General features: G+C 60.6%; 25 protein-coding genes. 12 read left to right on the plus strand and 13 right to left on the minus strand.

The window, feature by feature from the left end; translation table 11 throughout:
• Window positions 1-108: 108 nt before the first annotated feature.
• Both Q7V03_RS11130 and Q7V03_RS11135 read left to right on the plus strand, forming a co-directional pair.
• On the plus strand, window positions 109-1,266 hold the full coding sequence (locus tag Q7V03_RS11130; protein ID WP_304925667.1) for an aminodeoxychorismate synthase component I: 1,158 nt from the start codon (window positions 109-111) through the stop codon (window positions 1,264-1,266).
• Window positions 1,224-1,889, plus strand: a complete 666-nt coding sequence (locus Q7V03_RS11135; protein ID WP_370651107.1) for an aminotransferase class IV family protein — start codon at window positions 1,224-1,226, stop codon at window positions 1,887-1,889. The genes Q7V03_RS11130 and Q7V03_RS11135 overlap by 43 nt, the downstream gene beginning before the upstream one ends.
• Here Q7V03_RS11135 and Q7V03_RS11140 read toward each other — a convergent pair.
• Both Q7V03_RS11140 and Q7V03_RS11145 read right to left on the minus strand, forming a co-directional pair.
• Entirely contained in the window at window positions 1,824-3,089 is a 1,266-nt protein-coding gene (locus tag Q7V03_RS11140) for a cyclopropane-fatty-acyl-phospholipid synthase family protein (RefSeq protein WP_304925669.1), read from the minus strand. The genes Q7V03_RS11135 and Q7V03_RS11140 overlap by 66 nt on opposite strands.
• 418 nt (window positions 3,090-3,507) lie before the next feature.
• Window positions 3,508-4,245 (minus strand): M48 family metalloprotease, encoded by a 738-nt coding sequence (locus tag Q7V03_RS11145; RefSeq protein WP_304925670.1) that lies wholly within the window; start codon window positions 4,243-4,245, stop codon window positions 3,508-3,510.
• Window positions 4,246-4,419: 174 nt separating this feature from the next.
• On the opposite strand from Q7V03_RS11145, the gene Q7V03_RS11150 reads away from it, so the two are divergent.
• On the plus strand, window positions 4,420-4,665 hold the full coding sequence (locus Q7V03_RS11150; protein ID WP_304925671.1) for a hypothetical protein: 246 nt from the start codon (window positions 4,420-4,422) through the stop codon (window positions 4,663-4,665).
• Window positions 4,666-4,753: 88 nt separating this feature from the next.
• On the opposite strand, the gene Q7V03_RS11155 is transcribed toward Q7V03_RS11150, so the two are convergent.
• The gene (locus Q7V03_RS11155; RefSeq protein WP_304925672.1) at window positions 4,754-5,008 is read right to left on the minus strand and encodes a DUF167 domain-containing protein; all 255 of its coding nucleotides are present in this window, start codon (window positions 5,006-5,008) and stop codon (window positions 4,754-4,756) included.
• 90 nt (window positions 5,009-5,098) lie between these two features.
• Here Q7V03_RS11155 and Q7V03_RS11160 point away from each other — a divergent pair, with 90 nt between their 5' ends.
• Together Q7V03_RS11160 and Q7V03_RS11165 are read left to right on the plus strand one after the other, a co-directional pair.
• Complete coding sequence (locus Q7V03_RS11160; protein WP_370651108.1) at window positions 5,099-5,683, plus strand: nitroreductase; 585 nt, start codon at window positions 5,099-5,101, stop codon at window positions 5,681-5,683.
• Between the two features lie 33 nt (window positions 5,684-5,716).
• On the plus strand, window positions 5,717-6,406 hold the full coding sequence (locus tag Q7V03_RS11165) for an EI24 domain-containing protein (RefSeq protein WP_304925673.1): 690 nt from the start codon (window positions 5,717-5,719) through the stop codon (window positions 6,404-6,406).
• Here the strand turns inward: Q7V03_RS11165 and Q7V03_RS11170 are convergent.
• Both Q7V03_RS11170 and mce read right to left on the minus strand, forming a co-directional pair.
• On the minus strand, window positions 6,400-6,675 hold the full coding sequence (locus Q7V03_RS11170; protein WP_304925674.1) for a DUF1467 family protein: 276 nt from the start codon (window positions 6,673-6,675) through the stop codon (window positions 6,400-6,402). The genes Q7V03_RS11165 and Q7V03_RS11170 overlap by 7 nt on opposite strands.
• Window positions 6,672-7,076, minus strand: coding sequence for a methylmalonyl-CoA epimerase (gene mce, locus Q7V03_RS11175; protein WP_054006910.1), 405 nt, complete (start codon window positions 7,074-7,076; stop codon window positions 6,672-6,674). The genes Q7V03_RS11170 and mce overlap by 4 nt, the downstream gene beginning before the upstream one ends.
• Window positions 7,077-7,262: 186 nt before the next feature.
• Between mce and Q7V03_RS11180 the strand changes: the two genes are divergently transcribed.
• On the plus strand, window positions 7,263-7,994 hold the full coding sequence (locus Q7V03_RS11180; RefSeq protein WP_304925675.1) for a response regulator: 732 nt from the start codon (window positions 7,263-7,265) through the stop codon (window positions 7,992-7,994).
• Between the two features lie 273 nt (window positions 7,995-8,267).
• Here Q7V03_RS11180 and Q7V03_RS11185 read toward each other — a convergent pair whose 3' ends face one another.
• The 3 genes from Q7V03_RS11185 to aspS form a co-directional block, all read right to left on the minus strand.
• Window positions 8,268-9,491: a DUF1501 domain-containing protein gene (locus Q7V03_RS11185; RefSeq protein ID WP_304925676.1), complete on the minus strand. Its 1,224-nt coding sequence runs from the start codon at window positions 9,489-9,491 to the stop codon at window positions 8,268-8,270.
• An 8-nt stretch (window positions 9,492-9,499) separates the two neighbouring features.
• Window positions 9,500-10,855, minus strand: a complete 1,356-nt coding sequence (locus Q7V03_RS11190) for a DUF1800 family protein (RefSeq protein WP_304925677.1) — start codon at window positions 10,853-10,855, stop codon at window positions 9,500-9,502.
• A gap of 205 nt (window positions 10,856-11,060) precedes the next feature.
• Window positions 11,061-12,854 carry an aspartate--tRNA ligase gene (aspS, locus tag Q7V03_RS11195; protein ID WP_304925678.1) on the minus strand — a complete coding sequence of 598 codons (1,794 nt, stop codon included), beginning with the start codon at window positions 12,852-12,854 and terminating at the stop codon, window positions 11,061-11,063.
• Window positions 12,855-13,001: 147 nt separating this feature from the next.
• On the opposite strand from aspS, the gene Q7V03_RS11200 reads away from it, so the two are divergent.
• Window positions 13,002-13,361 carry a YigZ family protein gene (locus Q7V03_RS11200; protein ID WP_304925679.1) on the plus strand — a complete coding sequence of 120 codons (360 nt, stop codon included), beginning with the start codon at window positions 13,002-13,004 and terminating at the stop codon, window positions 13,359-13,361.
• Window positions 13,362-13,415: 54 nt separating this feature from the next.
• The gene (locus Q7V03_RS11205; RefSeq protein WP_304925680.1) at window positions 13,416-13,901 is read left to right on the plus strand and encodes a diacylglycerol kinase; all 486 of its coding nucleotides are present in this window, start codon (window positions 13,416-13,418) and stop codon (window positions 13,899-13,901) included.
• A 113-nt stretch (window positions 13,902-14,014) separates the two neighbouring features.
• Here Q7V03_RS11205 and Q7V03_RS11210 read toward each other — a convergent pair whose 3' ends face one another.
• Window positions 14,015-14,680, minus strand: a complete 666-nt coding sequence (locus Q7V03_RS11210) for a 5-formyltetrahydrofolate cyclo-ligase (RefSeq protein WP_304925681.1) — start codon at window positions 14,678-14,680, stop codon at window positions 14,015-14,017.
• A 315-nt stretch (window positions 14,681-14,995) separates the two neighbouring features.
• On the opposite strand from Q7V03_RS11210, the gene Q7V03_RS11215 reads away from it, so the two are divergent.
• Window positions 14,996-16,333: an MATE family efflux transporter gene (locus Q7V03_RS11215; protein ID WP_370651109.1), complete on the plus strand. Its 1,338-nt coding sequence runs from the start codon at window positions 14,996-14,998 to the stop codon at window positions 16,331-16,333.
• Between the two features lie 45 nt (window positions 16,334-16,378).
• Here Q7V03_RS11215 and Q7V03_RS11220 read toward each other — a convergent pair whose 3' ends face one another.
• From Q7V03_RS11220 to Q7V03_RS11230, 3 genes are read right to left on the minus strand one after another with little or no spacing between them, the layout of a single operon-like run.
• Entirely contained in the window at window positions 16,379-17,173 is a 795-nt protein-coding gene (locus tag Q7V03_RS11220; RefSeq protein WP_304925683.1) for a capsular polysaccharide synthesis protein, read from the minus strand.
• Window positions 17,174-17,202: 29 nt separating this feature from the next.
• The gene (locus Q7V03_RS11225) at window positions 17,203-17,616 is read right to left on the minus strand and encodes a hypothetical protein (protein WP_304925684.1); all 414 of its coding nucleotides are present in this window, start codon (window positions 17,614-17,616) and stop codon (window positions 17,203-17,205) included.
• Between the two features lie 8 nt (window positions 17,617-17,624).
• Window positions 17,625-18,827, minus strand: a complete 1,203-nt coding sequence (locus tag Q7V03_RS11230; RefSeq protein ID WP_304925685.1) for a pyridoxal phosphate-dependent aminotransferase — start codon at window positions 18,825-18,827, stop codon at window positions 17,625-17,627.
• Window positions 18,828-18,924: 97 nt separating this feature from the next.
• Between Q7V03_RS11230 and Q7V03_RS11235 the strand changes: the two genes are divergently transcribed.
• From Q7V03_RS11235 to Q7V03_RS11245, 3 genes are all read left to right on the plus strand, one after another.
• Complete coding sequence (locus Q7V03_RS11235; RefSeq protein WP_304925686.1) at window positions 18,925-19,326, plus strand: helix-turn-helix domain-containing protein; 402 nt, start codon at window positions 18,925-18,927, stop codon at window positions 19,324-19,326.
• On the plus strand, window positions 19,323-19,595 hold the full coding sequence (locus Q7V03_RS11240) for a succinate dehydrogenase assembly factor 2 (RefSeq protein ID WP_304925687.1): 273 nt from the start codon (window positions 19,323-19,325) through the stop codon (window positions 19,593-19,595). The genes Q7V03_RS11235 and Q7V03_RS11240 overlap by 4 nt, the downstream gene beginning before the upstream one ends.
• 87 nt (window positions 19,596-19,682) lie before the next feature.
• Complete coding sequence (locus Q7V03_RS11245; RefSeq protein ID WP_304925688.1) at window positions 19,683-20,180, plus strand: MarR family winged helix-turn-helix transcriptional regulator; 498 nt, start codon at window positions 19,683-19,685, stop codon at window positions 20,178-20,180.
• A gap of 14 nt (window positions 20,181-20,194) precedes the next feature.
• Here the strand turns inward: Q7V03_RS11245 and Q7V03_RS11250 are convergent, their stop codons facing one another.
• The gene (locus Q7V03_RS11250; RefSeq protein ID WP_304925689.1) at window positions 20,195-22,258 is read right to left on the minus strand and encodes a capsular polysaccharide biosynthesis protein; all 2,064 of its coding nucleotides are present in this window, start codon (window positions 22,256-22,258) and stop codon (window positions 20,195-20,197) included.
• Window positions 22,259-22,264 lie beyond the last annotated feature (6 nt).

The raw sequence follows: 22,264 nt of genomic DNA on the forward strand, positions 1-22,264 counted from the left end.
GCGACGGACATTTTCGCGTCGCAAATGTGCAAAAGACGGGCGGCTCGGGGGTGGATTTGCGCGGGGCACTGACCTAGGTGGTAAGGCAGGGCAAAAAGGGGCGCGGGCGTGATCCTGATCGAAGACGGACCGGGCGGCGGTTTTGCGCTGTTTGACGGCGCAGAGGCGCTGATCGTGGCGCAGGATGCGCAGGATCTGGCCCCGGCTTTGGCGCGTCTGGATGTGGCGCGCGCGCAGGGCAAATGGGTCGCGGGCTACATCGGCTATGAGGCGGGCTATGCATTCGAGCCGAAGCTGGCGGCGCTGATGCCTGCGGCGGACCCCACGCGGCCCTTGCTGGCGTTTGGGGTGTTCGCGGGGCCTTCTGATCCGGCGCTGGCGCTGGCAGAGGCGGCATCGCAGGCGCGCGGGGTGGCGGTGGCGGCGCTGGAACCCGTGATCAACCGGGCTGACTATGGTTTGGCGATGGATCGGGTGATGGGCTATATCGCGGCGGGCGATTGCTATCAGATCAACCTGACCTTTCCGTTGCGGTCGCAGTTGCTGCACGGCTCGGCCCTTGGGCTTTATGGCGCGCTTCGGGCGCGGCAGCCGGTGGGGCATGGCGCGTTTGTCGATTTTGGGCCAGAGGAATTTGGCGGTCGGGTGCTGGTGTCGCGCAGCCCCGAGCTGTTCTTGCGCACCACGGCTGCGGGGCGGATTGAGGCGCGGCCGATGAAGGGCACCGCGCCGCGCGATGCTGATCCGGTGCGCGATGGCGAACTGGCCGAGGCTTTGCGCGGCTCGACCAAGGATCAGGCCGAAAACCTGATGATCGTTGACCTCTTGCGTAATGATATCAGCCGGGTGGCGCAAATAGGCTCGGTCAAGGTGCCGGAACTGTTCGCGGTGGAACATTACGCAACGGTGCATCAGATGGTCAGCCGCGTGGTCGGGCAACTGATCGAGGCCCCCAGCATGACCGCGCTGATGCCAGCCCTGTTCCCCTGCGGATCCATCACCGGCGCGCCGAAAATCCGCGCGATGCAGATCATCCACGAGGTCGAACCCTTCCCGCGCGGCGTCTATTGTGGTGCGATTGGCTGGATGGCGCCGGATGGCGCGTCGTCGTTCAGCGTCGCGATCCGCACGTTGTCAGTGTTTGCGGATGGCGCGATAGAATTGAACGTCGGCGGCGGCGTGGTGCAAGACAGCACAGCCGATGGCGAATGGGAGGAGGCGTTGTGGAAAGCGCGTTATCTGCAGGGGCTGGTGCGCCCGGCCTGAAGCTGATCGAGACGCTGGGTTGGGACGGGCAGCGGCTGGTGCGGTTGCCGCTGCATCTGGCGCGGCTGGCCGCTTCGGCGCGGGCTTTGGGCTGGGGCTGCGATCTGGCGGCGGTGGAGGCCGCCTTGCGGGCGAGGGTGCCTGTAGAGCCCGCGCGGCTGCGTCTGACACTAGATGTAGGGGGTGCACTGGGGGTTGAGACATATTCTCTCCCAGCTGGGAAGCCGGAATGGCGGGTTGGGCTGGCCGCCCAGCAGCTGACCTCGGACGATCCTTGGCTTACGGTGAAATCGACAAACCGCGCGGCTTACGATGCGGCGCGGGCCTGCCTGCCAGACGGCTTGGATGAGGTGGTTTTCCGCAATCAGCGCGGCGAGGTCTGCGACGGCTCGATCACCACAGTGTTTTTCGATCAAGGCGATGGGCTTTGTACGCCGCCCCTTAGTTGCGGACTGCTGCCGGGGGTGTTGCGCGCCGAGATGCTGGCGGCGGGGACCATTCGTGAAACGGTGTTGCCGGCCACCGATCTGGCGGACGTGCGGCTCTGGGTGGGCAACTCACTGCGCGGCCTGATCCCAGCGGTCTTTGTGCAAACTGGCGCGGTGCATAAGATCGGGGCGTGACACCCCGGTGATGTAATCGCGCGTCAGCGGCACCGCATCCTGTCGGTTGGCAAGCTGCATCTGGAACACGCATTGCCGGCCCTGCCGGAAGGTCATTTCAGAGGCTACCAGATAATACCGCCACATCCGACAGAACCGCTCATCATAAAGCGCGCGGATTTTATCCATATTGGCCTCAAAGCGTTGCAGCCAATGCGCCAGCGTCATGGCGTAATGCAGCCGCCAGACCTCGATATCCGTTGGCCACAGCCCGGATTTCTCCATCGCCGCTGACATTTCAGACAGCGCGGGCACATAGCCGCCGGGGAAGATGTATTTTGTGATCCACGGGTTGGTCGCACTTGGCGGCGCGGCGCGGCCAATGCTGTGGATCAGCGCGATACCATCGGGGGCAAGCAGGTTTTTCACTTGGGCGAAGTATTCGGGATAATGCGGCACCCCGACATGCTCGAACATGCCAACCGAAACGATGCGGTCAAATCTGCCGGTCAGGTGGCGATAATCCATCAGCTGAAACGACACCCGATCCGACAGACCGGCTTCGGCTGCGCGCTCCACTGATCGTTTGTATTGCTCTTGCGACAGCGTCACGCCCAACACCGTCGCGCCGTAATCCTTCGCCAGAGTCAAAGCCATACCGCCCCAACCCGAGCCGATGTCCAACACACTCATCCCCGGTTGCAGGCACAGTTTTGCGGCAATATGCGCCTTCTTTTGATGTTGCGCCTGTTCCAGCGTGTCATCGGGAAGGATGAAGTAGCCGCAAGAATACTGCCTGTCGGCATCCAGAAACAAATCATACAGCGCGCCCGAAAGATCATAGTGATGCTCGACGTTGGCGGCAGATCGCCGGGTGCTGTTGAATTGCGCGGCCCCGCGCAACATCACCCGCACCGCATCCTGTATCCGCCGCCACCAGACTAGGGCTTCGCCGCCTTTGGTGTTGGCAATCACCAGCGCCAATAAGCCGCGCAGATCATCCCCGTCGATGGTCAGGCTGCCCTCGACATAGGCCTCGCCCAAAGTCAGATCGGGGTTGCGCACCAGTCGCCCGACAAGGTCAGCGTCCAGCACCCGCACCGTCACCGATGGCGCTTTGCCGTTGCCGTGGCTTTGGATTTTGCCGTCTGGAAAATACAGGATCAGCGTGCCTTGCCGGATCAACTGAGCTAACATTCTATTCAAAATGATCGTCCACATGGTCATACCCTTTTGCAATGAAAAGCATGGCTTTGGTACTTCAATGGTCGCAGCTTTTGGAACAGACACGCAGGCGGAATGGCCCATACTTTCCATCGGCAAAGATTGAAATGTAGCTTTTTTCAACGAACCAAGCCCAATCCGGTTTTCAGTATATCACAGGCCATTGACTTAGCGGCATCCAAAACGATCCCTGACGGCAACCCGGCCGAGCGCTTTGCGCGCACTGTCTTTGTCTCGGGTTTGCGGGACTTCGCCCGAAACCCTCGGGAGGGCAGGGGGCGGTGCAGCGGTCAGCGTGATCCGGGTCGGGCGGCGTTTGACCTGTGGGGTTTGATGTTGGTTCATCAAATCTGAACCGATACCTGTTCATTTCTTGATATTGCATGACGGGGATCACGCGTCACGCGTGGACAGCCTACGCGCCGCGCAGTTTGGCGACCACAGCGGCGACCAAAGCCTTGCGCTGCCGATTGCCCGGATGGGTGCCCAGAAACTGATCGCCGGAATCGGGCAGGCGATCAAAAAAGCCCGTGCCCTTGACGGGATCATAGCCGGCATGAAACGCAATCTCGGCACCCATAGCATCGGCCTGCAGCTCATATTCCTTCGAGAACTGCCGCGTGGCTAACCCGGCCCCCATTTCCTGCGCTTGCGCGACCTCGTCCCGCCCCGCCCCGGAAGCGGCGGCCAAAATCCCCGCCATCATCGCCCCCGACAGCGCGGTTTGCTCTTGCTTGGGGATGTGACCCAGAATGTGATGCCCGGCCTCGTGGCCCAACACGAAAGCGATCTCATCGGCGTTGCGGGCGTCGGCGATCAAAGCCAGCGAGAACGCGATGATCGGCCTGCCTGCCCGATCGACGGTTTGGAACGCGTTGGGGGGTTGGCCGGGGCGGTCGTCGATCACGATCTGAAAATCGCAGCGATGCGCCACACGCTGCGCGCGGCAGTATGCCTCGGCCACTGGTTCCACCCGCTGCACCACGGTCAGGAAATTCACCGCGGCCGCACGGGATTCCAGCGCGCCACCGGTTTGCGAGGGCTGGGTCAGCACCTGCGCCGCGTTGTCGGTTTGGCTGATCGTGGGGATGCCCGGCTGCACGCAACCCGCCAGCAGCGCCGCCACCATAACCCATCCTGCTTGCCGCTGCATCACACTCGCCTTCACCACTGCCCTGAAGACAGCCCATATCAAACCCGTTGCGGTTTCATAGCCCCATCTGGGCCCGATCTTGCTGCACTTTCGCTTGAACGCGGCTCGGATGCTTGACCCTGACCACAATGCGGGCTCATCTGCCTGTGATTGATCCGGCACAGGAGCCTTGCGATGTTCACCATCGAGCATGAATTCGACGCCACAGTGATCACATTGGTGGATGAGGGCGAGCCTGACACCCCGTTGCAAGAAGACATCACCATTGATGCCTTCGCCGAATGTGTGGTGCTGCGGCAGATGGATCAAATGACCGATAAAGTGGTCGTGATCACGTTTTCCATCGGGCAGTTGCGTGACCTTGCGGCGGCGCTGGATCTGCCCGAGGGCAGTTACCGAATTGAGCCGAAGCAGCCCTAGCGCGGTTTGCGGTTGTCGTGAATCACAATCCGCGCGCAGACCTGCGCAAAGTGTACTGCTTCTTGCGCCGGGCAAAACGCAAACCGCTTTAGTCCAGCCGGAACACCTTATCGCGAGAGATTGCACCGCGCAGCAGAGTTAGCCGGGATTTCGCAACGCCTAGGGCATGGGCCAGCGCCTCGGTGACGGCGGCGGTGGCTTTTCCGTCCTCGGCTGGGGTGGTGACGCTGATTTTTATCATGCTGCCGTCGCGGGTGATGCTGCGGCGGCGGGCGCGCGGCGTGACCTTGCAGGAAAACTCTGCCCCCGGAACCGCCAGCTCTGCCCACGCGCCTTTTTGCATGGGGGCAGAGTGCAGAAGCAAGCGTGGAAGGGCAAGCCCACTTGACGAAGGCCGCCCACACCGCCACCTGTGGCGCAAAGGAGTCCCTATATGATGCACGACGCTTCTGTTTTGGCCCAAGATGCCTTCGATTTTCTAAAAACCCGGCAATCGCACCCGGCCAAGCTGTTCAAAGGCCCGGTGCCCGCGCGTGCCGAACTGCTGGAGATTTTGACCGCAGCCACCCGCGTGCCCGATCATGGCAAGCTGGAGCCGTGGCGGTTGGTGGTGGTGGACCGCGCGGCGATGCTGCGGCTGGCCGATTTGGCCGAAGCGCGGGCGCGGGTGATCGGGGCGGACGACGAAAAAATCGCAAAGGGCCGAGGGCAGTTTGATCTTGGGCAGTTGGCGGTGGCGGTGATTTCCTCACCGAAAGCCAGCGACAAGATCCCGCTGTCTGAGCAGATCCTGTCGGCGGGGGCCCTGTGCTTTGGCGTGCTCAATACGGCTTTGGCGAAGGGCTGGGGGGCGAATTGGCTGTCGGGCTGGCCTTCGCATGATCCGGTATTCGCTGCGCAAGCCTTTGGTTGTGTGGGGGATGAAACGGTTGCGGGCATTGTGCATATCGGCACCGTTGTGACGCCGATTTTGGACCGCCCGCGCCCCGATTTGTCGAAGCTGATCACATGGGCCTGATGGATGGCCGCGTGAGCGCCGGAGGGTCAGCGCATGATCTTCAGTGATTTTGCCAAGTCGTTGGGTCAGCTTGGCGATGGCCGGTTTCTGCGGGTGATGCTGCTGGGTGTGGCGCTTGCGGCGGCGCTGCTGACCGGGGCTTATGCGGCGTTGCTGTGGCTGATTGAGACCTTCACGCCGGGCAGCATCGACATCCCTTTCGTCGGTCCGGTTGGCGGCTTGGATACGCTGCTCAGCTGGGGCTCGATCTTGTTGATGATCGTACTGTCGGTGTTTTTGATGATCCCGGTCGCCTCGGCCTTTTCGGGGTTGTTTCTGGAGGATGTAGCGCAGGCAGTGGAGGATCGGCATTATCCGGGGCTGCCGCCGGTGGTGCGGCCAAGTTTTGGCGATACGCTGATTGAGACCGCCAATTTCATTGGCCTGCTGTTGGCGCTGAATACCGGGGCGCTGCTGCTGTATCCGTTTGTCGGGCCGTTCAGCCCGCTGCTGTTTTGGGGGATGAACGGCTACCTGCTGGGGCGGGAGTATTTCACGCTGGTTGCCACCCGGCGTTTGGGGCGGGATGGTGCGCGCGCCATGCGCAAAGCCTATAGTCTGCGGATTTGGGCGGCAGGGGTGTTGATGGCAGCACCCTTGTCTATCCCGCTGATAAACCTAGTGATCCCTGTGTTAGGAATCGCCACTTTCACCCATATGTTCCACCGATTGAGGCGTCAGTAGCGGTTGGCCCACAGCCCGAACACGTCCACATCGGCGATGCCCCAGCGGCCCGAGGTGATCAGCAGATAAAGCACGACGCTGATCACAATCGTGATCAGCGTGGTTAGTTTGACTTTCGGTTTGATCATGGCTTCAGCGGGGGCCGAGCGTGGCGTGCCGGGTTCGACCTTACCCATCTGGGCTTGGCTTTTGAAGCGCAGCGGCAGCACGCAGAAAAACACCATGAACCAAGTAACCGAAAACAGCACCAATGCGGCGGTGATTGTCATGTTTGCTCCAATTCTACCAAACAGCCGTTGAAATCCTTGGGATGCAGGAACAGCACCGGCTTGCCATGCGCGCCGATTTTCGGCTCTCCCGAGCCGAGCACCCGCGCGCCACTGGCTTGAAGATGGTCCCTTGCGGCCAAAATGTCATCCACTTCGTAGCAAATATGATGGATGCCGCCTGCGGGGTTTTTCTCAAGGAAAGCTTTGATCGGGCTGTTGTCACCCAAGGGATACAGCAGTTCGATCTTGGTGTTTGGCAGTTCGATGAAGATCACCGTGACGCCGTGGTTGGGCTCATCTTGGGGCGGCCCGACTTTCGCGCCCAAGGTGTTGCGGTATTGATCTGCCGCCGCGGTCAAATCCGGCACGGCAATCGCGACATGGTTCAGGCGGCCAATCATCGGCAAGGCTCCTTGCAAGCTGATGCTGGCCTTATGGCTGCAGCCAGGCGTTCCGGCAAGGGGGCGCGCGGTCGCAGGTTGGGTTGAAAAATTTTGCCAGCGGCGGTGGCGTTCACGATTTATGAACCAAAGCCATGGATGAATGGTGGGGCTCCCTTCAGCGCTCGGTCCGCCATGCCAAATCAAATGCCCTATCATCCTCCGCTGCCGCCCGGTTTTGCCTTGCCGAACCTTATGACGGGGTCCGAGTTGCCGCTGCAGGGTGTCACCATTCTGGCGGTGGAGGACAGTCGCTATGCCTGCGAAGCTTTGCGGTTGATGAGCCAGCGCGCTGGGGCGCGGTTGCGTCGGGCGGATACATTGGCGGGCGCGCGGGCGCATTTGCGGGTGTATCGCCCCGATGTGGTGATTATTGACCTTGGTTTGCCGGATGGCCGGGGCGAGGGGTTGATCCGCGAGTTAGCGCTGGCGCGACAGCGGCCGCTGGCGGTGCTTGGCAGTTCGGGAAATCCAGACGGGCGGGGCGCGGCTTTGGCTGCGGGCGCAGAGGGATTTCTCGATAAGCCTTTAGAAAGTTTCGCAGAGTTCTGCATGGTTTTGCGCCGGTTTCTGCCGGGGCTTGCGCCGTCGCTGGTCGAAGATGCGGCGATTTATCCCGATCCCTTGGCGTTGCAGGATGATCTTGCGCGCGCGGCGGCGGCGCTTTCGGCAGAGCCGGATGCGACGGGGCGGCGCTATCTGGCCAGGTTTGTGCTGGGGGTGGCGCATCACGCCCATGACAGCGCCTTGGCAAAGGCGGCAAGTGCCGCCGGGGTGCCGAATAGCGGCGATCTGGATCAGTTGCGCGGTTTGATTGATAAGCGGTTGACTGTTGCCAACAGGGCCGCAGCTTTCGCCGCCAAGCCCAAGGCTGTGTGACGCGATGCAGCCCCGCGATGACCATGGCTTTGCCTGATTTGCAGCACGGTTTCGCCTTACTCGGCGGCAAAACCATCTTATCAGCCCCTAGGGAAAGTGCCGTCCCTGTCCGCCAAACAACGATCTCTGTGTGACGAATCGGGGGCGGTTTTTGCGCTAGGGGCGGTGATCACCGCCGTTGTGGTGACGTTGGGTCTGGTCGCGATCGCGGCTTGGCGCGGTGCGGCGGATTTGGCTGACAACCGCGCAGTGTTGGGGATGTCTGGCGTTTGATTACAGCAAAATTCGGGGATCTTTGCCCATTTTCAGGCCTGGAAACACGGTGTTTTCTAACACGTTTTGGTCAATGCCATACAGTCCTTGGATTGCATGGGCCGCCCAAGCCCGCACATCGGACGTGGGCATCAGATCGCGGCGCTCGTAAAGATTGGCCTCGGACAGCCCCGGCCAATCGCCATAGACCTTGCCGCCGTTCAGCGCGCCACCCGCCATCACCATAACCCCACCGGTGCCGTGATCGGTGCCCTTCGTGCCGTTTTCGCGCGCAGTGCGGCCAAATTCGGTCATCGCCAGCAGCACGGTTTTGCCCCAGACGTTCTCTCCTAATCCAGTTTGCAGCCGCAGGATCGCGTATTGCAACCGGGCAAGCGACTTGGAAAGCCCGCCCGCTTGACCCCTGTGGGTATCCCATCCGGTCATCGAAAACGCGGCGATGCGGGCGTCCTGCCGTAGCTTTCCGGCCGCGTAATCCACCAGTTGCTCGACATCCTGTACCTTCAGCCCTGCCATTTGCGACGGATCTGCCGCCATCATTTCCATATCGCCGTTGCCCGCATCGGCCAGTTCCATCGCTTCTTGCGAGGCCGCGTGGAACAAAGGATCGGCTTCGTACACGCGGTCGAACAGCAAACGCGCCTGTGGTGTCAGCAGCAAGGTGGTTTCGGGTGACCAGTTGCGCACCTCGGCTGTGCCTTCCAGCAGCGGCATCGCGACTTGACCGATGGAATAGGCGGTTTCCGAGGTTAGGCCCTTTTGGGTCTGCAACAGCCTGTTCAACCAGCCATCCTTGACCTGATTGAGCGGCACATCCATGCCGGTGCCGGCCTCGAGCATGTCTTGGCCGACAAAATGGCTGCGCTTGTCACGGTAGGGCGTCGATGTGGCGTGGACAAAGCCCAACTGGCCCGCACCCCAAAGTGGCATCAGATCGCCAAACGCTGGGTGCAAGCGGAAGAAGCCATCAAGATCAGCGGCTTGTGGGTTCAAAAGCGTGGGGCGCAGCACGGCGTAGTCGGCGTCGCCTTGCGGCTGCACCACATCCAGCCCGTCCATCGCGCCGCGCAGAATGATCACGATCAGCCGATGATCGCCAAGCGCGCGCCCACCATTGGCACCCGCCATCGTCACTGTGGTCATCAGCGGATGCGCCGCGATCGAGCAGCCCAGCACACCGCCAAGCCCGCGCAGAAAATCCCGTCTGTCCATCGAAGCTGTCATGGCGGCCCTCATCTGCGGTTGAATTCGGCGGAAGCCAGCACCAGCCCGACGCCTTGTGTGATATCTTCGGCGCGGGCCGCCCCCCAAAGCAGCGCCTCGCTGGCGCGGTCGGCGAGGCAATATTGCGCCAAAGCGATGGGATCGGGCAACGGCTGGACCAATCGCATCGGCACCCGCATCGCCCAAGTGATGCGGCGGGCAAGCCCCTGCGGCGTGATCCATTCCTCGGCGGCCTCGTCAAAGCCATTCGGGCCGGACGGGCGCTTGAAGGTTTGGCCCATGCCAGCCATCGGCGTCAAGACTTGGCCGCGGAATTGCTTATAGGGCATTTGTTGAAGTTGTTCGCCAGTGACGCCCAAGGCACGCAGAGACGCGACCATGAAATCAAACGGTTGCCGTGCTTTTTCAGTGGCTTCCACCCATGCTGCGGGGTGATTGAGCATGGCCGCATAGGTTGCCATCAGATCGCCACCCGAGCCGTTGTAAGCCGCAGCAATCGCTTTGACGAGGTCGGCATCGGGGGTGTCGGAGACAAAATGCACCGCCAATTTGCGCGCCAAATGCTGGCCGGTGGCGGGCTGCAGCGCCAGATCGCGCAGGGCTGCGTGGATGTTGTCCAGCCCAACTGCATCATAGGTTTTGCCCAGCAGTGCGCGTGGACCGGGCTCGGCCCGACGCGGCACAAATTGCATCAGCAGATCGGCGTTCAGCGTCAGACCAGCAAGGATTTTCGCCATTTCGGTGACATCGGTTTGGCTGTAATGCGCGCCAACGCCCATGCTGTGCAACTCGATCACCTCGCGGGCGAGGTTTTCGTTCAGGCCTTTGTTCTGGTTCTTGCCAAAATGCGAATTTGGGCCGACCGAACTGGATTGATCGAGATAGCTGAGCATCGCCGGATGCAGCGTGGCCGCCGTCAGCATATCGGCGAAATTTCCGGTCAGATGCGGGCGGATGGCATCATCGACCAAAGCATAGGGGAAAAGCGCTTCGAGTTGCCGCTTGGCGATGACCGAAAAATGGTCGGCCCAAAACGTGGTCAGCCGTTCGCGAAAGCCATCGGCGCTGTCAAGCGCGCGGGCGAAGGTGACCACGGCGGCGGCTTCGGCGGCATTGCTGAAATCTTGCAGCAGCGCATTGCGTTTGGGGTTTTTGGCGGTGGCTTTTTTGCCGGCTTTCTGGATTTGACGCAGTTCTTGCAGGTTTGGGATCAACTCTGCAGAGTTGCGGATCGGCAATGTGCGCATCGCCTCGTCCGACCCGGCAAGCATTGCCAGCATGGCTTCGGCGGACTCGGGCGCGCCTTTGGGTTGCGGCAAGCCATAACCAAAACGTATCGCAGCCAGGGTACTTAGCTTTGACATCGTTTTCAAACTCCGGTTCACGCGGCCACAGCCTGCCTTTGTGAAAACATAAGCATGGATGGGTAGAATACCACCGTTTCGGTATCAAAAATGCGCCATGAGCACGGCATAGCCTAGGTCTGCGCCGCACAGAGCGGAAAGTCGCCTGTGGGCCTGCGTGTCGGATGGCCTGCTCGGGCAGGCCATCCAGATCATGGCCAAGGCGTTATTCTTTCGGCGTAACCCGCAGGGACAGTTCGCGCATTTGGGCGTTGGTCGGCTCGGACGGAGCCCCCATCAGCATGTCTTCGGCGCGCTGGTTCATCGGGAACATGATGACCTCACGGATGTTCGGCTCATCGGCCAGCAGCATGACGATGCGGTCGATGCCAGCGGCGCAACCGCCGTGCGGTGGGGCGCCGTATTTGAAGGCTTTGACCATGCCACCGAAGCGTTTTTCGACTTCGGAATTTGGATAGCCTGCCAGTTCAAACGCCTTGAACATGATTTCCGGTTTGTGGTTGCGGATGCCGCCCGAGATCAATTCGTAGCCGTTGCAGGCCAGATCATATTGATAGGCATAGACATTCAGCGGATCGCCGTTCAGCGCCTCTAGCCCGCCTTGCGGCATCGAGAACGGGTTGTGGCTGAAGTCGATCTTGCCGTCGTCGGTTTTCTCATACATCGGGAAATCGACGATCCAAGCGAATTTGAAGCAGTTCTGCTCGGTCAGGCCAAGTTCGCGGCCAATTTCGTTGCGGGCACGGCCGGAGATCGCCTCGAACGTGTCAGGCTTGCCGCCAAGGAAGAAAGCGGCGTCGCCTTTGGTCAGGCCGAGTTGCACACGAATTGCCTCGGTACGCTCGGCGCCGATGTTCTTGGCGAGGGGGCCGGCGGCTTCCATGCCAGAGCCGTCTTCGGCTTCGCGCCAGAAGATATAGCCCATGCCCGGCAGGCCTTCCTTCTGGGCAAAGGCGTTCATACGGTCGCAGAATTTGCGACCCACAGGTTCGCCGCTTGGGCCTTTAGGAGCCGGAATGGCGCGCACTTCATTGCCGGGTTGCTCCAGCAATTTGGCGAAGATCGCAAAGCCGGAACCTGCGAAATGTTCGGACACGTCCTGCATCTTGATCGGGTTGCGCAGGTCGGGTTTGTCGCTGCCATACCATTTCAGGCTGTCGCGGTAGGCGATCTTGGTCCAGTCGGAATAGGTTTTCTTGCCCGGTGCAAATTCTTCGAAAATGCCCTGAACGACGGGTTGCACTGCGGCGAAGACGTCTTCTTGCTCGACAAAAGACATTTCAATATCAAGCTGATAGAAGTCGGTCGGCGAGCGGTCTGCACGCGGGTCTTCATCGCGGAAGCAGGGGGCGATCTGGAAATACCGATCAAAGCCGGCCACCATGATCAGCTGTTTGAACTGCTGCGGTGCTTGCGGCAGGGCGTAGAATTTGCCTGGATGCAGGCGCGACGGCACCAGAAAGTCGCGCGCACCTTCGGGCGAAGATGCGGTGATGATCGGGGTTTGAAACTCGGTAAAACCCTGATCCCACATCCGGTTGCGCATCGAGCGCACCACGTTCGAGCGCAGCATCATGTTGCGGTGCAGCTTTTCGCGGCGCAGGTCGAGGAAGCGGTAGGTCAGCCGGGTTTCCTCGGGGTAATCGACATCGCCGAACACCGGCAGCGGCAGTTCCTCGGCGGCTCCCAACACGGTCAGGCCGGTGGCGTAGACCTCAATCTCACCCGTTGGCAGTTTGGCGTTGATCAGCGACGCGTCGCGGCCTTTCACCCGGCCATCAATCCGCACCACCCATTCGGCGCGCACTTTGTTGATGTCGGCAAAGGCGGGACTGTCGCTGTCGGCGATGACTTGAGTGATGCCGTAATGGTCGCGCAGGTCGATGAACAACACCCCGCCATGATCGCGCACCCGATGCACCCAGCCAGAAAGGCGGACATCATTGCCCACATGAGATTTGTTCAGATCGGCGCAAGTGTGGCTGCGATAGGCGTGCATGGACTTCCCCTTCACGGAGGCTAAATCGGTTCCGGGCCGATACACTCTGCCCATAAGGCGAAGTCAAGCCCAAGGCATTGCGCTTTGCTATTTCAGACGGGCTCAAATATTCCCGCCGGAGGCTTCTCCAAAGGATAAGAGGACCGCATGTTGCAGATCGTCGAAGTTTTGCGGGATCGTGGCTCGCGCTATGCGGTGTCGGGTGGGCCTGTGCAGGGGCGTGCCGAGATTGAGGCGTTTCTGGTAGAGTTGAAGCGCGCCAAGAAATTCGCCAAGGCAACGCATAACACTTGGGCCTGCCTTTTGTCGGAAGAAGGCGCGGTCAAGGGTGATGATGGCGAGGCGGGCGCGGGGGCGGTGATTTTGAAAATGCTGGAGCGGGCGGAGTTGCGGAACCATATCGTGGTGGTGACGCGTTGGTACGGTGGCGTGCATTTGGGCGGCGACCGCTTTGCGCATGTGGTGACGTCTGTGCGCGCTTATCTGGACGCGCTTGCCAAGGCGTAAGCCTGCTTAAATCGGGGGCTTGCGCTTGGATCGTTTCCTTGAATTGGGGGAGCCATGCGGGATATTTTGCGCGCTGAGGCACGGCGGTTTGCCAAAACGGTGATCTGGTCTTGGGACGGTTGGGTTGCGGCTTGGGCGACGGAAAAGACGCTGCGGCAATGGACAGTGGTGAACCTGCTGTCAGCAGCTTTAGCATTTTCGTTGGATTTGTCGGCTGGTGAGCGCGGTCTGATTTTGGCGCCGGGGCTGCTGGTGCTGGCTGCGGAGTTGATGAACCCCGGGCTGGAGGCAGTCGTCGATTACATCTCAAAGGCCGATGATCCGCGCGCCAAGAAGGCGAAGGATTGCGGCTGCGCGGCGGTGTATTCGGTGTGGGCGGCGATCAGGGCGGCATCTGTGGCATCGAAATCACGGTTCAGCACGAGAGCGCGCAGGTCATTCACGCTGATCGCAGCCTCGGGGGTGACGCCCCAAGCGCTTGCTTGGGTTAGGTCATCGAAGCGTATGGGCAGATTTTCTGCGCGGGCCGCCTTGCGGTAATGGCCGATTTCAAAGCGGCAAACCGGGCAGGTTTCGTTGTAGAGGACTCGGGTTTCATCGGACATTGCGTGCGTACAGCGGATTTTGTGGTGGTTGAGATGTGGCGTTGCGTCTTAGGCGTGCAGCGGCTGCGGGCCGGATTCGGTCAGGATGTAATCCATTGGAATATCATGCGGTTGTGGAAAGATTGTTGGCAGGTGGGCTGCGTCCAGACCTATGCCGATGGCGATGGGTGACGGGGTGAGCGTCGCAAGTGTGCGGTCGAAATAGCCGCCGCCGTAGCCCAAGCGGAAGCCCGCGCTGTCCCAGCCGACGAGAGGCGAGAGGGTGACATGGGGGGTGATCTCGGGGCCTGTCGCGGGGGTGGGGATGTTCCAGAAACCGCGCTCCATTTGGCTCTGCGGCGTCCAGGTGCGAAAGGCGAGCGGGGCCTTCGGGGTGAGGATAAGCGGCAGGGCGGCGGTGGCCCCCCGGCCTGCGAGGCTGGCGAGCCAGAAGCGCAGGTCAAGTTCGGCTTTGATCGGCCACCAAGCCGAGATGATCAGGCCGTTCAGGCTGGAAAAGCGCTGGGCGAGCAGGTGGTCGAGGTGGCGGCCGATGGATTGGGCAGCAGCTTGGCGGGTGGCGACGGCGAGGGCGGCGCGCTCGGCCAGCAGGCGCAAGCGTTCGGCTTTGCGCCAGCGCGCGACGTCGCTGGCTTGTTGCGGGTCGATAGGATTGGGGTCGATTTCCTGCGCAAGACAAGCGGGGGAGGCGTAGGGGCGGGGGGATTGGGTCATGGGGATGTCAGCCGGGCGACCAGCAGGCGGGCTTCGAGGGCTGCGGTGCCAGCCCCGATGGCACGGGCGCGGCAGAGCTGGATCTGGGGCGGATGGCTATGGGAGGTGGAGTTGGGCGGCATCGTGGTCACTCTATGACAGGACTTACGCTAGGCGCGCCGGGCAGGGAATGTAAATGCCGCGTTATCGACGCGGTTTGGTGAAATCCGACATTGGTTTTCGGGCGAGGGTCTTGACCCGATGCGCTGCACTGCGGCGGAGGCTACGTCTTGCAGCGGTGATGTGGCGCTTGTAGGAAGCGATATGATCAAAAGAATGTCCTACATCTCACACGCCCGCGCGACGTTGGCTTTGGGGCTGCCGCTGGTGGGCTCGCATCTGGCGCAGATGGCACTGCATGTCACCGATACCGTGCTTTTGGGCTGGTATGGGGTGAATGAACTTGCGGCGGTGGTGCTGGCGACATCGACGTTTTTTGTGATTTTCATCCTTGGCGCCGGGTTTGCGCAGGCGGTTTTGCCGATGGTGGCGACAGCCATCGGGCGTGGCGATGAGGCGCAGGTGCGGCGCGATACGCGCATGGGGATGTGGCTGTCGATTGCATTTGGCGTGCTGACTTATCCGGTTTTCTGGTGGTCTGAGGCATTGCTGCTGGTTTTGGGGCAGCGGCCTGAAGTATCGATTTTGGGACAAGATTTTCTGCGCACCGCGGGGCTCGGGATGATCCCGGCGCTGTTGGTGATGGTGTTGAAGAATTACCTCGCGGCGTTAGAGCGGACGCAGGTGGTGCTGTGGGTGACGCTGGCGGCGGTGGGGGTTAACCTTGTGCTGGCCTATGCGCTGATCTTTGGCCATTGGGGGGCGCCGGAATTGGGCGTGCGCGGGGCGGCGATAGCCTCGGTTCTGGTGCAGTCTTTGACGGCCCTGGCCCTGGCGATTTACGCCGGATGGCTGCCGGAATTGCGGTATTTCCATCTGTTCCAGCGCTTTTGGCGACCGGACTGGCAGGCTTTGCATCAGGTTTTCCGGCTGGGCTGGCCGATTGGGGTGACTTCGCTGGCCGAGAGCGGGTTGTTTCAGGCGACGGCGCTGATGATGGGCTGGATTGGCACCGTTGAACTGGCGGCGCATGGCATCACCATGGAGGTTGCGGCACTGTCGTTCATGGTGCATCTGGGGTTGTCGAATGCGGCGACGGTGCGGGCCGGGCGGGCGGATGGCGCGGGAGACAGGCAAGGTCTTCGCGATGCAGCCAAAGTGGCGATTGCGTTGTCGATTTGCTTTGGTGCGGTGATGGTGGGGCTGTTTCTCAGCTTTCCTGTGGCGATTATTTCGCTGTTTCTGGATGAGAGCAAACCGCAAAGCGCTGAAATCATTGCGTTTGGCGTCACGCTATTGGCGATGGCGGCACTGTTTCAGATGGCGGATGCGATGCAGGTGATGGCGCTGGGCTTGCTGCGGGCGATCAAGGACACAAGGGTGCCGATGATTGCGGCCGCGGTCAGCTATTGGGGGATCGGGATTCCATGTGGGTATTTTCTGGCGTTCCATGCCGGAATGGGCGGGATTGGGCTGTGGGCGGGCTTGGTGATTGGGCTGGTGTTTGCGGCGGTCACGATGATGTGGCGGTTTTGGCATCGGGTGCGGGCGTGAAATCGGCGCAATACGTGGGCGTAAGCCGACGCAGTGTGCCGTTGGTCACGCTGATAGATTTTCACCTTTCGCAAACGACAGAAGCGTCTGCATAAGAGAGCCACTATCTTGCGAAACCTCAATCTTGTTGGTCAGCTTGAACACCGGTATCTGCGGGTTTTGCATGCTGCGGCGGTCGTCGTCACTGACCGGGTCGTGTAGTTGCGTCGAATCTGGGCTGAAGTGGAATCGATGCATAGCGGATATTTTCGGCGTTGAGTCCCAGATATTACGAAATGCCGAGTTTTCCGCGTAACACTTTTCGAAAAGCGCATGCACCCAAAAATAGATATGACGCTCGGATCGCCCATGCCAATAAGCGATGGTCGCCTGCCGCCAAGTTTCAATAATGAGATTTGCGGGCGAAGCTGCCAGAAACCACGTCGAGAGCATCCGATCCGGACCAGGTCGGGCAAAGCCGAAAAAACCAAGCGGTGCATGCGCCGGCAGCCAATCGTCCAGCGGGCGGGCGCAGATTGTGGTTGCATCGACCCAAACTCCGCCGTGGCGGGCCAAAAGTTCGAGCCTAATTTCGTTGCTTATGGCCTCCGGCTGTTTTTCGGTAGCAAAAATCCGAGCCAGATCCGCAGCAGGGATGAACTTTTGCAGGGATTGCGTATCAAGCAAATGCACAACATGGTCTGGATTAAGCCGACACCAACTCTGGACGCAGGCTTTTACCAACTCTGGGGCATTGGTGAAGCCTTGCAACCATAGCATCCAGATGATCCGTGGAACGACGTTCTTCGATGCTTGTTGCGACTTTTTGAACGTATCTGGCACTGATATCTCGTTTTGCATGGAATTTTCACTGTGTTAATATCGCAAGGCTACTGCGCCGCTTCGCCCTTCATCAGGCTTTCGGCCTTCTTGCGCACCAGCACGCTTCGCAAATCGTGCATCGCCAGCAGCAGCAGGTCGGTGACTTCCTCTAGCTGCGCGTCAGAGGCTTTGGATTGCACCCATTGGGTGGTCAGGTTCATGTGGTCGACGGCGCGCAGGATGTCATCGACATCACGCGCGGCCAGTGTGGCTTGGCGTTTGGCCACCCACTGGCCGATCGCCGTGACTTCATCCGGCGTCAGCTTATGATCGCCATGTGGCTTGATATTGCCATTCTTGACGTTGACCAGAGCGATTTCTTCCAGGTCGATGCGGCGTTGGCGGTTCTCGGTATCGACCCGGAACACGGCAGCGCCGTTGTCACGGATGCGGAAGTAGAACTCGGGCAGATCGGATGACATAGGGTCCTTCAGGTCAGCATGGCGCAGAAATTCTGGATACGGGTGCAGGCCTCGCGCAGAGTCTCGTCTGCTGTAGCGTAGCTGACGCGGAAGTTTGGCGAAAGCCCGAAGGCCGCGCCGAACACTACCGCGACCCCGGTTTCTTCCAGAAGGGCGGTGGCAAAGACTTCGTCATTGCTGATTTTGGTGCCAGCGGGGCTGGTTTTGCCGATGCAGCCGGAAATGTCGGGGTAGACGTAGAACGCGCCTTCGGGTGTCGGGCATTTGATGCCTTTGGCGTCGTTCAGCATCGAGACCACCAGATCGCGGCGGCGTTGGAAGATTTTGCGGTTCGGGGCGAGGAAATCTTGCGGACCCGTCAGGGCCTCAAGCGCCGCATATTGGCTGACCGAGCAGGGGTTCGAGGTGGATTGCGATTGGATGGTGCCCATCGCCTTGATCAGATGGACGGGGCCTGCGGCATAGCCGATGCGCCAGCCGGTCATAGCGTAGGACTTTGACACACCGTTGCAGGTCAGGGTGCGGTCGTAGAGTTTCGGTTCGATCTGCGCGGGGCTGGTGAATTCAAAATCGTCGAACACGAGGTGTTCATACATATCATCGGACATGATCCAGACATGCGGGTGCTTGAGCAGCACGTCACACAGGGCGCGCAACTCGAGGCGGGTATAGCCTGCGCCTGTCGGGTTCGAGGGCGAGTTGAAAATGAACCACTTGGTCTTCGGCGTGATCGCCGCATCCAGTTGTGCCGGGGTCAGTTTGAAATCGGTGTCAATGGTGGCCACCACCGGAACCGGGGTGCCCCCTGCCAGCAGCACCATATCGGGGTAGGACACCCAATACGGCGCGGGGATGATCACCTCATCACCCGGATTACAGGTGGCCATCAAGGCGTTATACAAGGTTTGTTTACCGCCCGCGCCGACCGTGATCTGGTTCGGGGCGTAGGCCAGACCGTTCTCACGCGCGAATTTCTCGCAGATCGCCTTTTTCAGCTCTGGGATGCCATCGACTGCGGTGTAGCGGGTTTTGCCAGCATCAATCGCGCGTTTCGCGGCGTCGCGGATATTTTCCGGCGTGTCAAAATCCGGCTCGCCTGCGCCCAGACCAATGACATCGCGGCCTGCGGCTTTCAATTCTGCCGCCTTGGTGGTGACAGCGATGGTGGGCGAGGGTTTGACGCGGGCTAGGGTGTCGGACAGGAAGGCCATTCGGCGGGCTCCGTAGGGCTGATTTGCAAGTTCCGCACTCTTGCCATAGGTTGAGCCCCCTAGGCAATCAAGCGATATCACCTTTTGGAGAAGCAAGATGGCAGAAATCAACAACGAGACTTGGTATAGTGAAGTCGCTGCTACCTTCGGCGACAGGCTGGAGGCCGCGCGCGAATCCTGTGGGATGAGCCAGACCGAATTGGCGCAGCGGCTTGGCGTGCGCGACACCACGATCAAAAGCTGGGAGGCTGACGCGTGGGAGCCGCGCGGCAACCGCTTGCAGATGTTGGCCGGGATGCTGAATGTCTCGCTGATGTGGCTGCTGTCGGGGCGGGGCGAAGGCGTGGCCGCACCCAATGCGCGCGAGCTGCTCGCTTTGCCTGTGAGCAGCGTGTTGGCCGATATCACCCGTCTGCGTCGGCAAATGCAGGCGCTGGGTGTAGAGCTGATGCAGGCCGAGCAGAAACTGGCAGTCGAATTGCGTGGGATGGCACAATGAGCGAGACTCAAGAAGCGCGGCTGAAGCGGATGGCGATGCGCAGCTGGCGGCGCGGCATGAAAGAGATGGACTTGATCTTGGGCCCTTATGCCGATGCGCATTTGGCGGCAATGGCCGAAGATCGGCTGGTTGTTTTCGATCAACTTTTAGAGGAAAATGATCAGGACCTGCTGCCATGGGTGTTGGGGCAGAACCCTGCACCCGGCTATCTGACTGAATTGATTTCAGAAATTGGGATCTACGCGCGGGGGCGGCTGGCCATGCGGTAATTTGCGCCAAAATCGTGGCGAGTTTACGATATGTTTTTGTTTTAAGCTGATTCTATCCGCAGATGCCATCGCTCGCGGAGTGAATAAATGAGTTTACATGACCCCCTGCTGGACGGTTCGCAAAAGCTGTTGATGGCGGGCTATCTGGATAATTTGGCGTTGCTGGAACGGCTGCATCGGCTGCTTTTAGACGTTATCAAAGATGAATTTGAACGGATGGCGGTGCTTGAGATCAACTCGGTTCAGGCTTTGTTGTTGTTCAACATTGGCGAGAACGAGGTGACGGCGGGAGAGTTGAAATCGCGCGGTTACTATCAAGGCTCGAATGTGTCGTATAACCTGAAAAAGCTGGTGGAATTGGGCTATATGCACCATCAGCGGTCGGAGATTGACCGCCGTTCGGTGCGGGTGCGGCTGTCGGAAAAGGGCCGTCGTGTGCGTGGGATGCTCACCGATTTGTTCCAGCGCCATGCGGAAGGGCTGGCGAAGCGGGGTCTGGTCGATGCCAATAACATGGAAAACATGAACCAATCGCTGAAGCGGATGGAGCGGTATTGGACCGAGCAGATCAGGTATATTTACTGACCCGCAGGCCTTTGTTAGCGCCAGAATCGGGAATAGGTGGCAAAACGCCCCTGTAGCTTTGCCAGAAGGCGGAGTCCCAGCCCGGTTGGGGTATCGGTGCCTGTGGCCAAGCGGTGGATCACCACTTCGGGCGGGCAGGGCTTGCGGCTGACCGGATCGTAATAACGCGGATAGGCAATCAGCGCGGCATGAGCGAGGGCGAGCAGGCTGGGGCGGGGCAGAGGATGGCCGTCTTTGGCTTGTTTGCGCCGGGCTGGGATTGGGCCCAAGTCTTGGGTCAGGCCCCATCCGGCGTAGAACGGTGCACCAAGGCAGGTGACGCGTTTGCCACGCAGCAGGGCCTCGAAACCGAGCAGCGAAGTCATGGTGACAACCTCATCGCAGGCTTCGATCAGTTGAATTGGGTCGGCGTGGTGGGCGATTACATCGGCAAGGCCGCGCAGGATGACGTCTGGTATCGCGCCGGGGCGCAGGCCAGCCTCAACATCGGGGTGGGGTTTGTAGATGATCGTGGCGTTGGGATGGGCGGAACGGGCAGCTTGCAGCAGGGCTAGGTTGGTGCGGATGTCGCCCGCGCCGAGGCGGATCGAGGCGTCGTTCTCGACCTGGCCGGGCACAAGCACGCGCATGCCTTCGGGCAGATCGGGCAGGCTGCCCGAGAGGTTGTATTTTGACAAGCGCACGGCAATCAGATCGGTGATCAGCTTTTCGGTGCGGCGGGCGGCATTTGGGGGCAGTGGCGTTTGGATCAGCTGTTCAAGGCGGCTTGCGCGGGTGGCATCGTAGTAAATGCCGCGATCGTCGCTGACGAGGGACAGGGGAGGCACAAGTTCGGCCCCCAAGCCCCGCGAGCGTAGAAAGCCATCTTCGACACGGTGGATGGTCAAGGTTTTGGGCAGATCAGCGGGCTCTTTACCTGCCCAGACGAGCAGACCCCGACCTGTTGCGCGGGCTTTGGCGATGGCTTTCGCAGGGTTATCCTGAAAAATCAACGACTTTTCGCGACCGAATACGGCTTGCAACCGACCGCGCTTCCACACACGCATTCCCAGCGCCACATGACCGAAACGGTCTTCGCGGTGGGCGCGGGCTTCGGCCTCCAGCTGATCGACAGCCTCTTCAAAGCTGCACAACCGGTTACGGCAGGGATCGACCCATGTCGGGGCAAGGATCATCGCTGCGGCGAAAAGCTGGGTTTTGGTCAGGCTGCGTCTGCGGCGATCTATTGGGAAAACGTCCGAAGTCAGGCCCCATCCGGCGTAGAACGGCTGGCCAAAGACGTGGGGTCGGTGGCCTGCAAGGATCGCCTCAAACCCCAGTTGCGATGATACGGTGTAGACCGCGATAGCGCCTTCCAGCAGGGCCCAAGGCGAGACGGCGGTGGTCAACAACTGGATGCGGTCGGTTTGGTCGGCTGCGGTGAAATGGCCGCGGCGCAGGCCGAGTTGCGTCTCGGGATGGGTCTTGATCACGATGCGGGCAGTGGGGTGTTCGCTTTGCGCGGTGGCCAGCATTTCGGCAAAGCGGGTGGAATTGGCCCCGGAATGGCGGATCGAGGCATCGCCTGCGATTTGATCCACCACAAGCACATAGCCAGGAGCGGGCAAGGGGGCGTCTGAGAGGTGAAGATTGTATTTTGACAAGTCTAGGGTTCGAATTCTTGCAATACCGTCCCGCGCACGGGTCAAAAGGTTCGAATCGTCTAAGGGGTGTTTCGCGAGGATCATCTCTAGCGTCGATGGCGTGGCGCTGTCGAAATGCACGCCGAGGCCGTCGATCAGGAGGCCGAGGGGAAGATCGCCCAGGCGACCGGGGCGGATGGAACGCAGGAACGCATCCTCGATGCGGATCAGGGGCACGTCATAGCGGGCGGCAATCGCCTGACCGCGCCGCGCGTAGGGCGAACGGCCCCAGACCACAACGCCATCTTCGGGGCCGGGCAGACCGAGACGCAAATCATGCCCGGCAAGCGCGAGTATCCGGCGCAGGTGGGGGTGGCGCAGGAAGCCCGCGTTGTAATAGAAAAGCCGCCGGGGAATGATCCCGGCGGCTTGGGTGTTGGGTAGGGCGACGGTCAAGACACG

Source organism: Cypionkella sp. (assembly GCF_030652235.1).
In the GTDB taxonomy this organism is placed as follows: Bacteria; Pseudomonadota; Alphaproteobacteria; order Rhodobacterales; family Rhodobacteraceae; genus Cypionkella.

Excerpts from the sequence above, each read along its gene's own strand:
- Q7V03_RS11140 (WP_304925669.1), bottom strand. The coding sequence starts at position 3,089 with ATGTGGACGATCATTTTGAATAGAATGTTAGCTCAGTTGATCCGGCAA.
- Q7V03_RS11145 (WP_304925670.1), bottom strand. The coding sequence starts at position 4,245 with ATGCAGCGGCAAGCAGGATGGGTTATGGTGGCGGCGCTGCTGGCGGGT.
- Q7V03_RS11150 (WP_304925671.1), top strand. The coding sequence starts at position 4,420 with ATGTTCACCATCGAGCATGAATTCGACGCCACAGTGATCACATTGGTG.
- Q7V03_RS11155 (WP_304925672.1), bottom strand. The coding sequence starts at position 5,008 with ATGCAAAAAGGCGCGTGGGCAGAGCTGGCGGTTCCGGGGGCAGAGTTT.
- Q7V03_RS11160 (WP_370651108.1), top strand. The coding sequence starts at position 5,099 with ATGATGCACGACGCTTCTGTTTTGGCCCAAGATGCCTTCGATTTTCTA.
- Q7V03_RS11165 (WP_304925673.1), top strand. The coding sequence starts at position 5,717 with ATGATCTTCAGTGATTTTGCCAAGTCGTTGGGTCAGCTTGGCGATGGC.
- Q7V03_RS11170 (WP_304925674.1), bottom strand. The coding sequence starts at position 6,675 with ATGACAATCACCGCCGCATTGGTGCTGTTTTCGGTTACTTGGTTCATG.
- mce (WP_054006910.1), bottom strand. The coding sequence starts at position 7,076 with ATGATTGGCCGCCTGAACCATGTCGCGATTGCCGTGCCGGATTTGACC.
- Q7V03_RS11180 (WP_304925675.1), top strand. The coding sequence starts at position 7,263 with ATGCCCTATCATCCTCCGCTGCCGCCCGGTTTTGCCTTGCCGAACCTT.
- Q7V03_RS11185 (WP_304925676.1), bottom strand. The coding sequence starts at position 9,491 with ATGACAGCTTCGATGGACAGACGGGATTTTCTGCGCGGGCTTGGCGGT.
- Q7V03_RS11190 (WP_304925677.1), bottom strand. The coding sequence starts at position 10,855 with ATGTCAAAGCTAAGTACCCTGGCTGCGATACGTTTTGGTTATGGCTTG.
- aspS (WP_304925678.1), bottom strand. The coding sequence starts at position 12,854 with ATGCACGCCTATCGCAGCCACACTTGCGCCGATCTGAACAAATCTCAT.
- Q7V03_RS11200 (WP_304925679.1), top strand. The coding sequence starts at position 13,002 with ATGTTGCAGATCGTCGAAGTTTTGCGGGATCGTGGCTCGCGCTATGCG.
- Q7V03_RS11205 (WP_304925680.1), top strand. The coding sequence starts at position 13,416 with ATGCGGGATATTTTGCGCGCTGAGGCACGGCGGTTTGCCAAAACGGTG.
- Q7V03_RS11210 (WP_304925681.1), bottom strand. The coding sequence starts at position 14,680 with ATGACCCAATCCCCCCGCCCCTACGCCTCCCCCGCTTGTCTTGCGCAG.
- Q7V03_RS11215 (WP_370651109.1), top strand. The coding sequence starts at position 14,996 with ATGTCCTACATCTCACACGCCCGCGCGACGTTGGCTTTGGGGCTGCCG.
- Q7V03_RS11220 (WP_304925683.1), bottom strand. The coding sequence starts at position 17,173 with ATGCAAAACGAGATATCAGTGCCAGATACGTTCAAAAAGTCGCAACAA.
- Q7V03_RS11225 (WP_304925684.1), bottom strand. The coding sequence starts at position 17,616 with ATGTCATCCGATCTGCCCGAGTTCTACTTCCGCATCCGTGACAACGGC.
- Q7V03_RS11230 (WP_304925685.1), bottom strand. The coding sequence starts at position 18,827 with ATGGCCTTCCTGTCCGACACCCTAGCCCGCGTCAAACCCTCGCCCACC.
- Q7V03_RS11235 (WP_304925686.1), top strand. The coding sequence starts at position 18,925 with ATGGCAGAAATCAACAACGAGACTTGGTATAGTGAAGTCGCTGCTACC.
- Q7V03_RS11240 (WP_304925687.1), top strand. The coding sequence starts at position 19,323 with ATGAGCGAGACTCAAGAAGCGCGGCTGAAGCGGATGGCGATGCGCAGC.
- Q7V03_RS11245 (WP_304925688.1), top strand. The coding sequence starts at position 19,683 with ATGAGTTTACATGACCCCCTGCTGGACGGTTCGCAAAAGCTGTTGATG.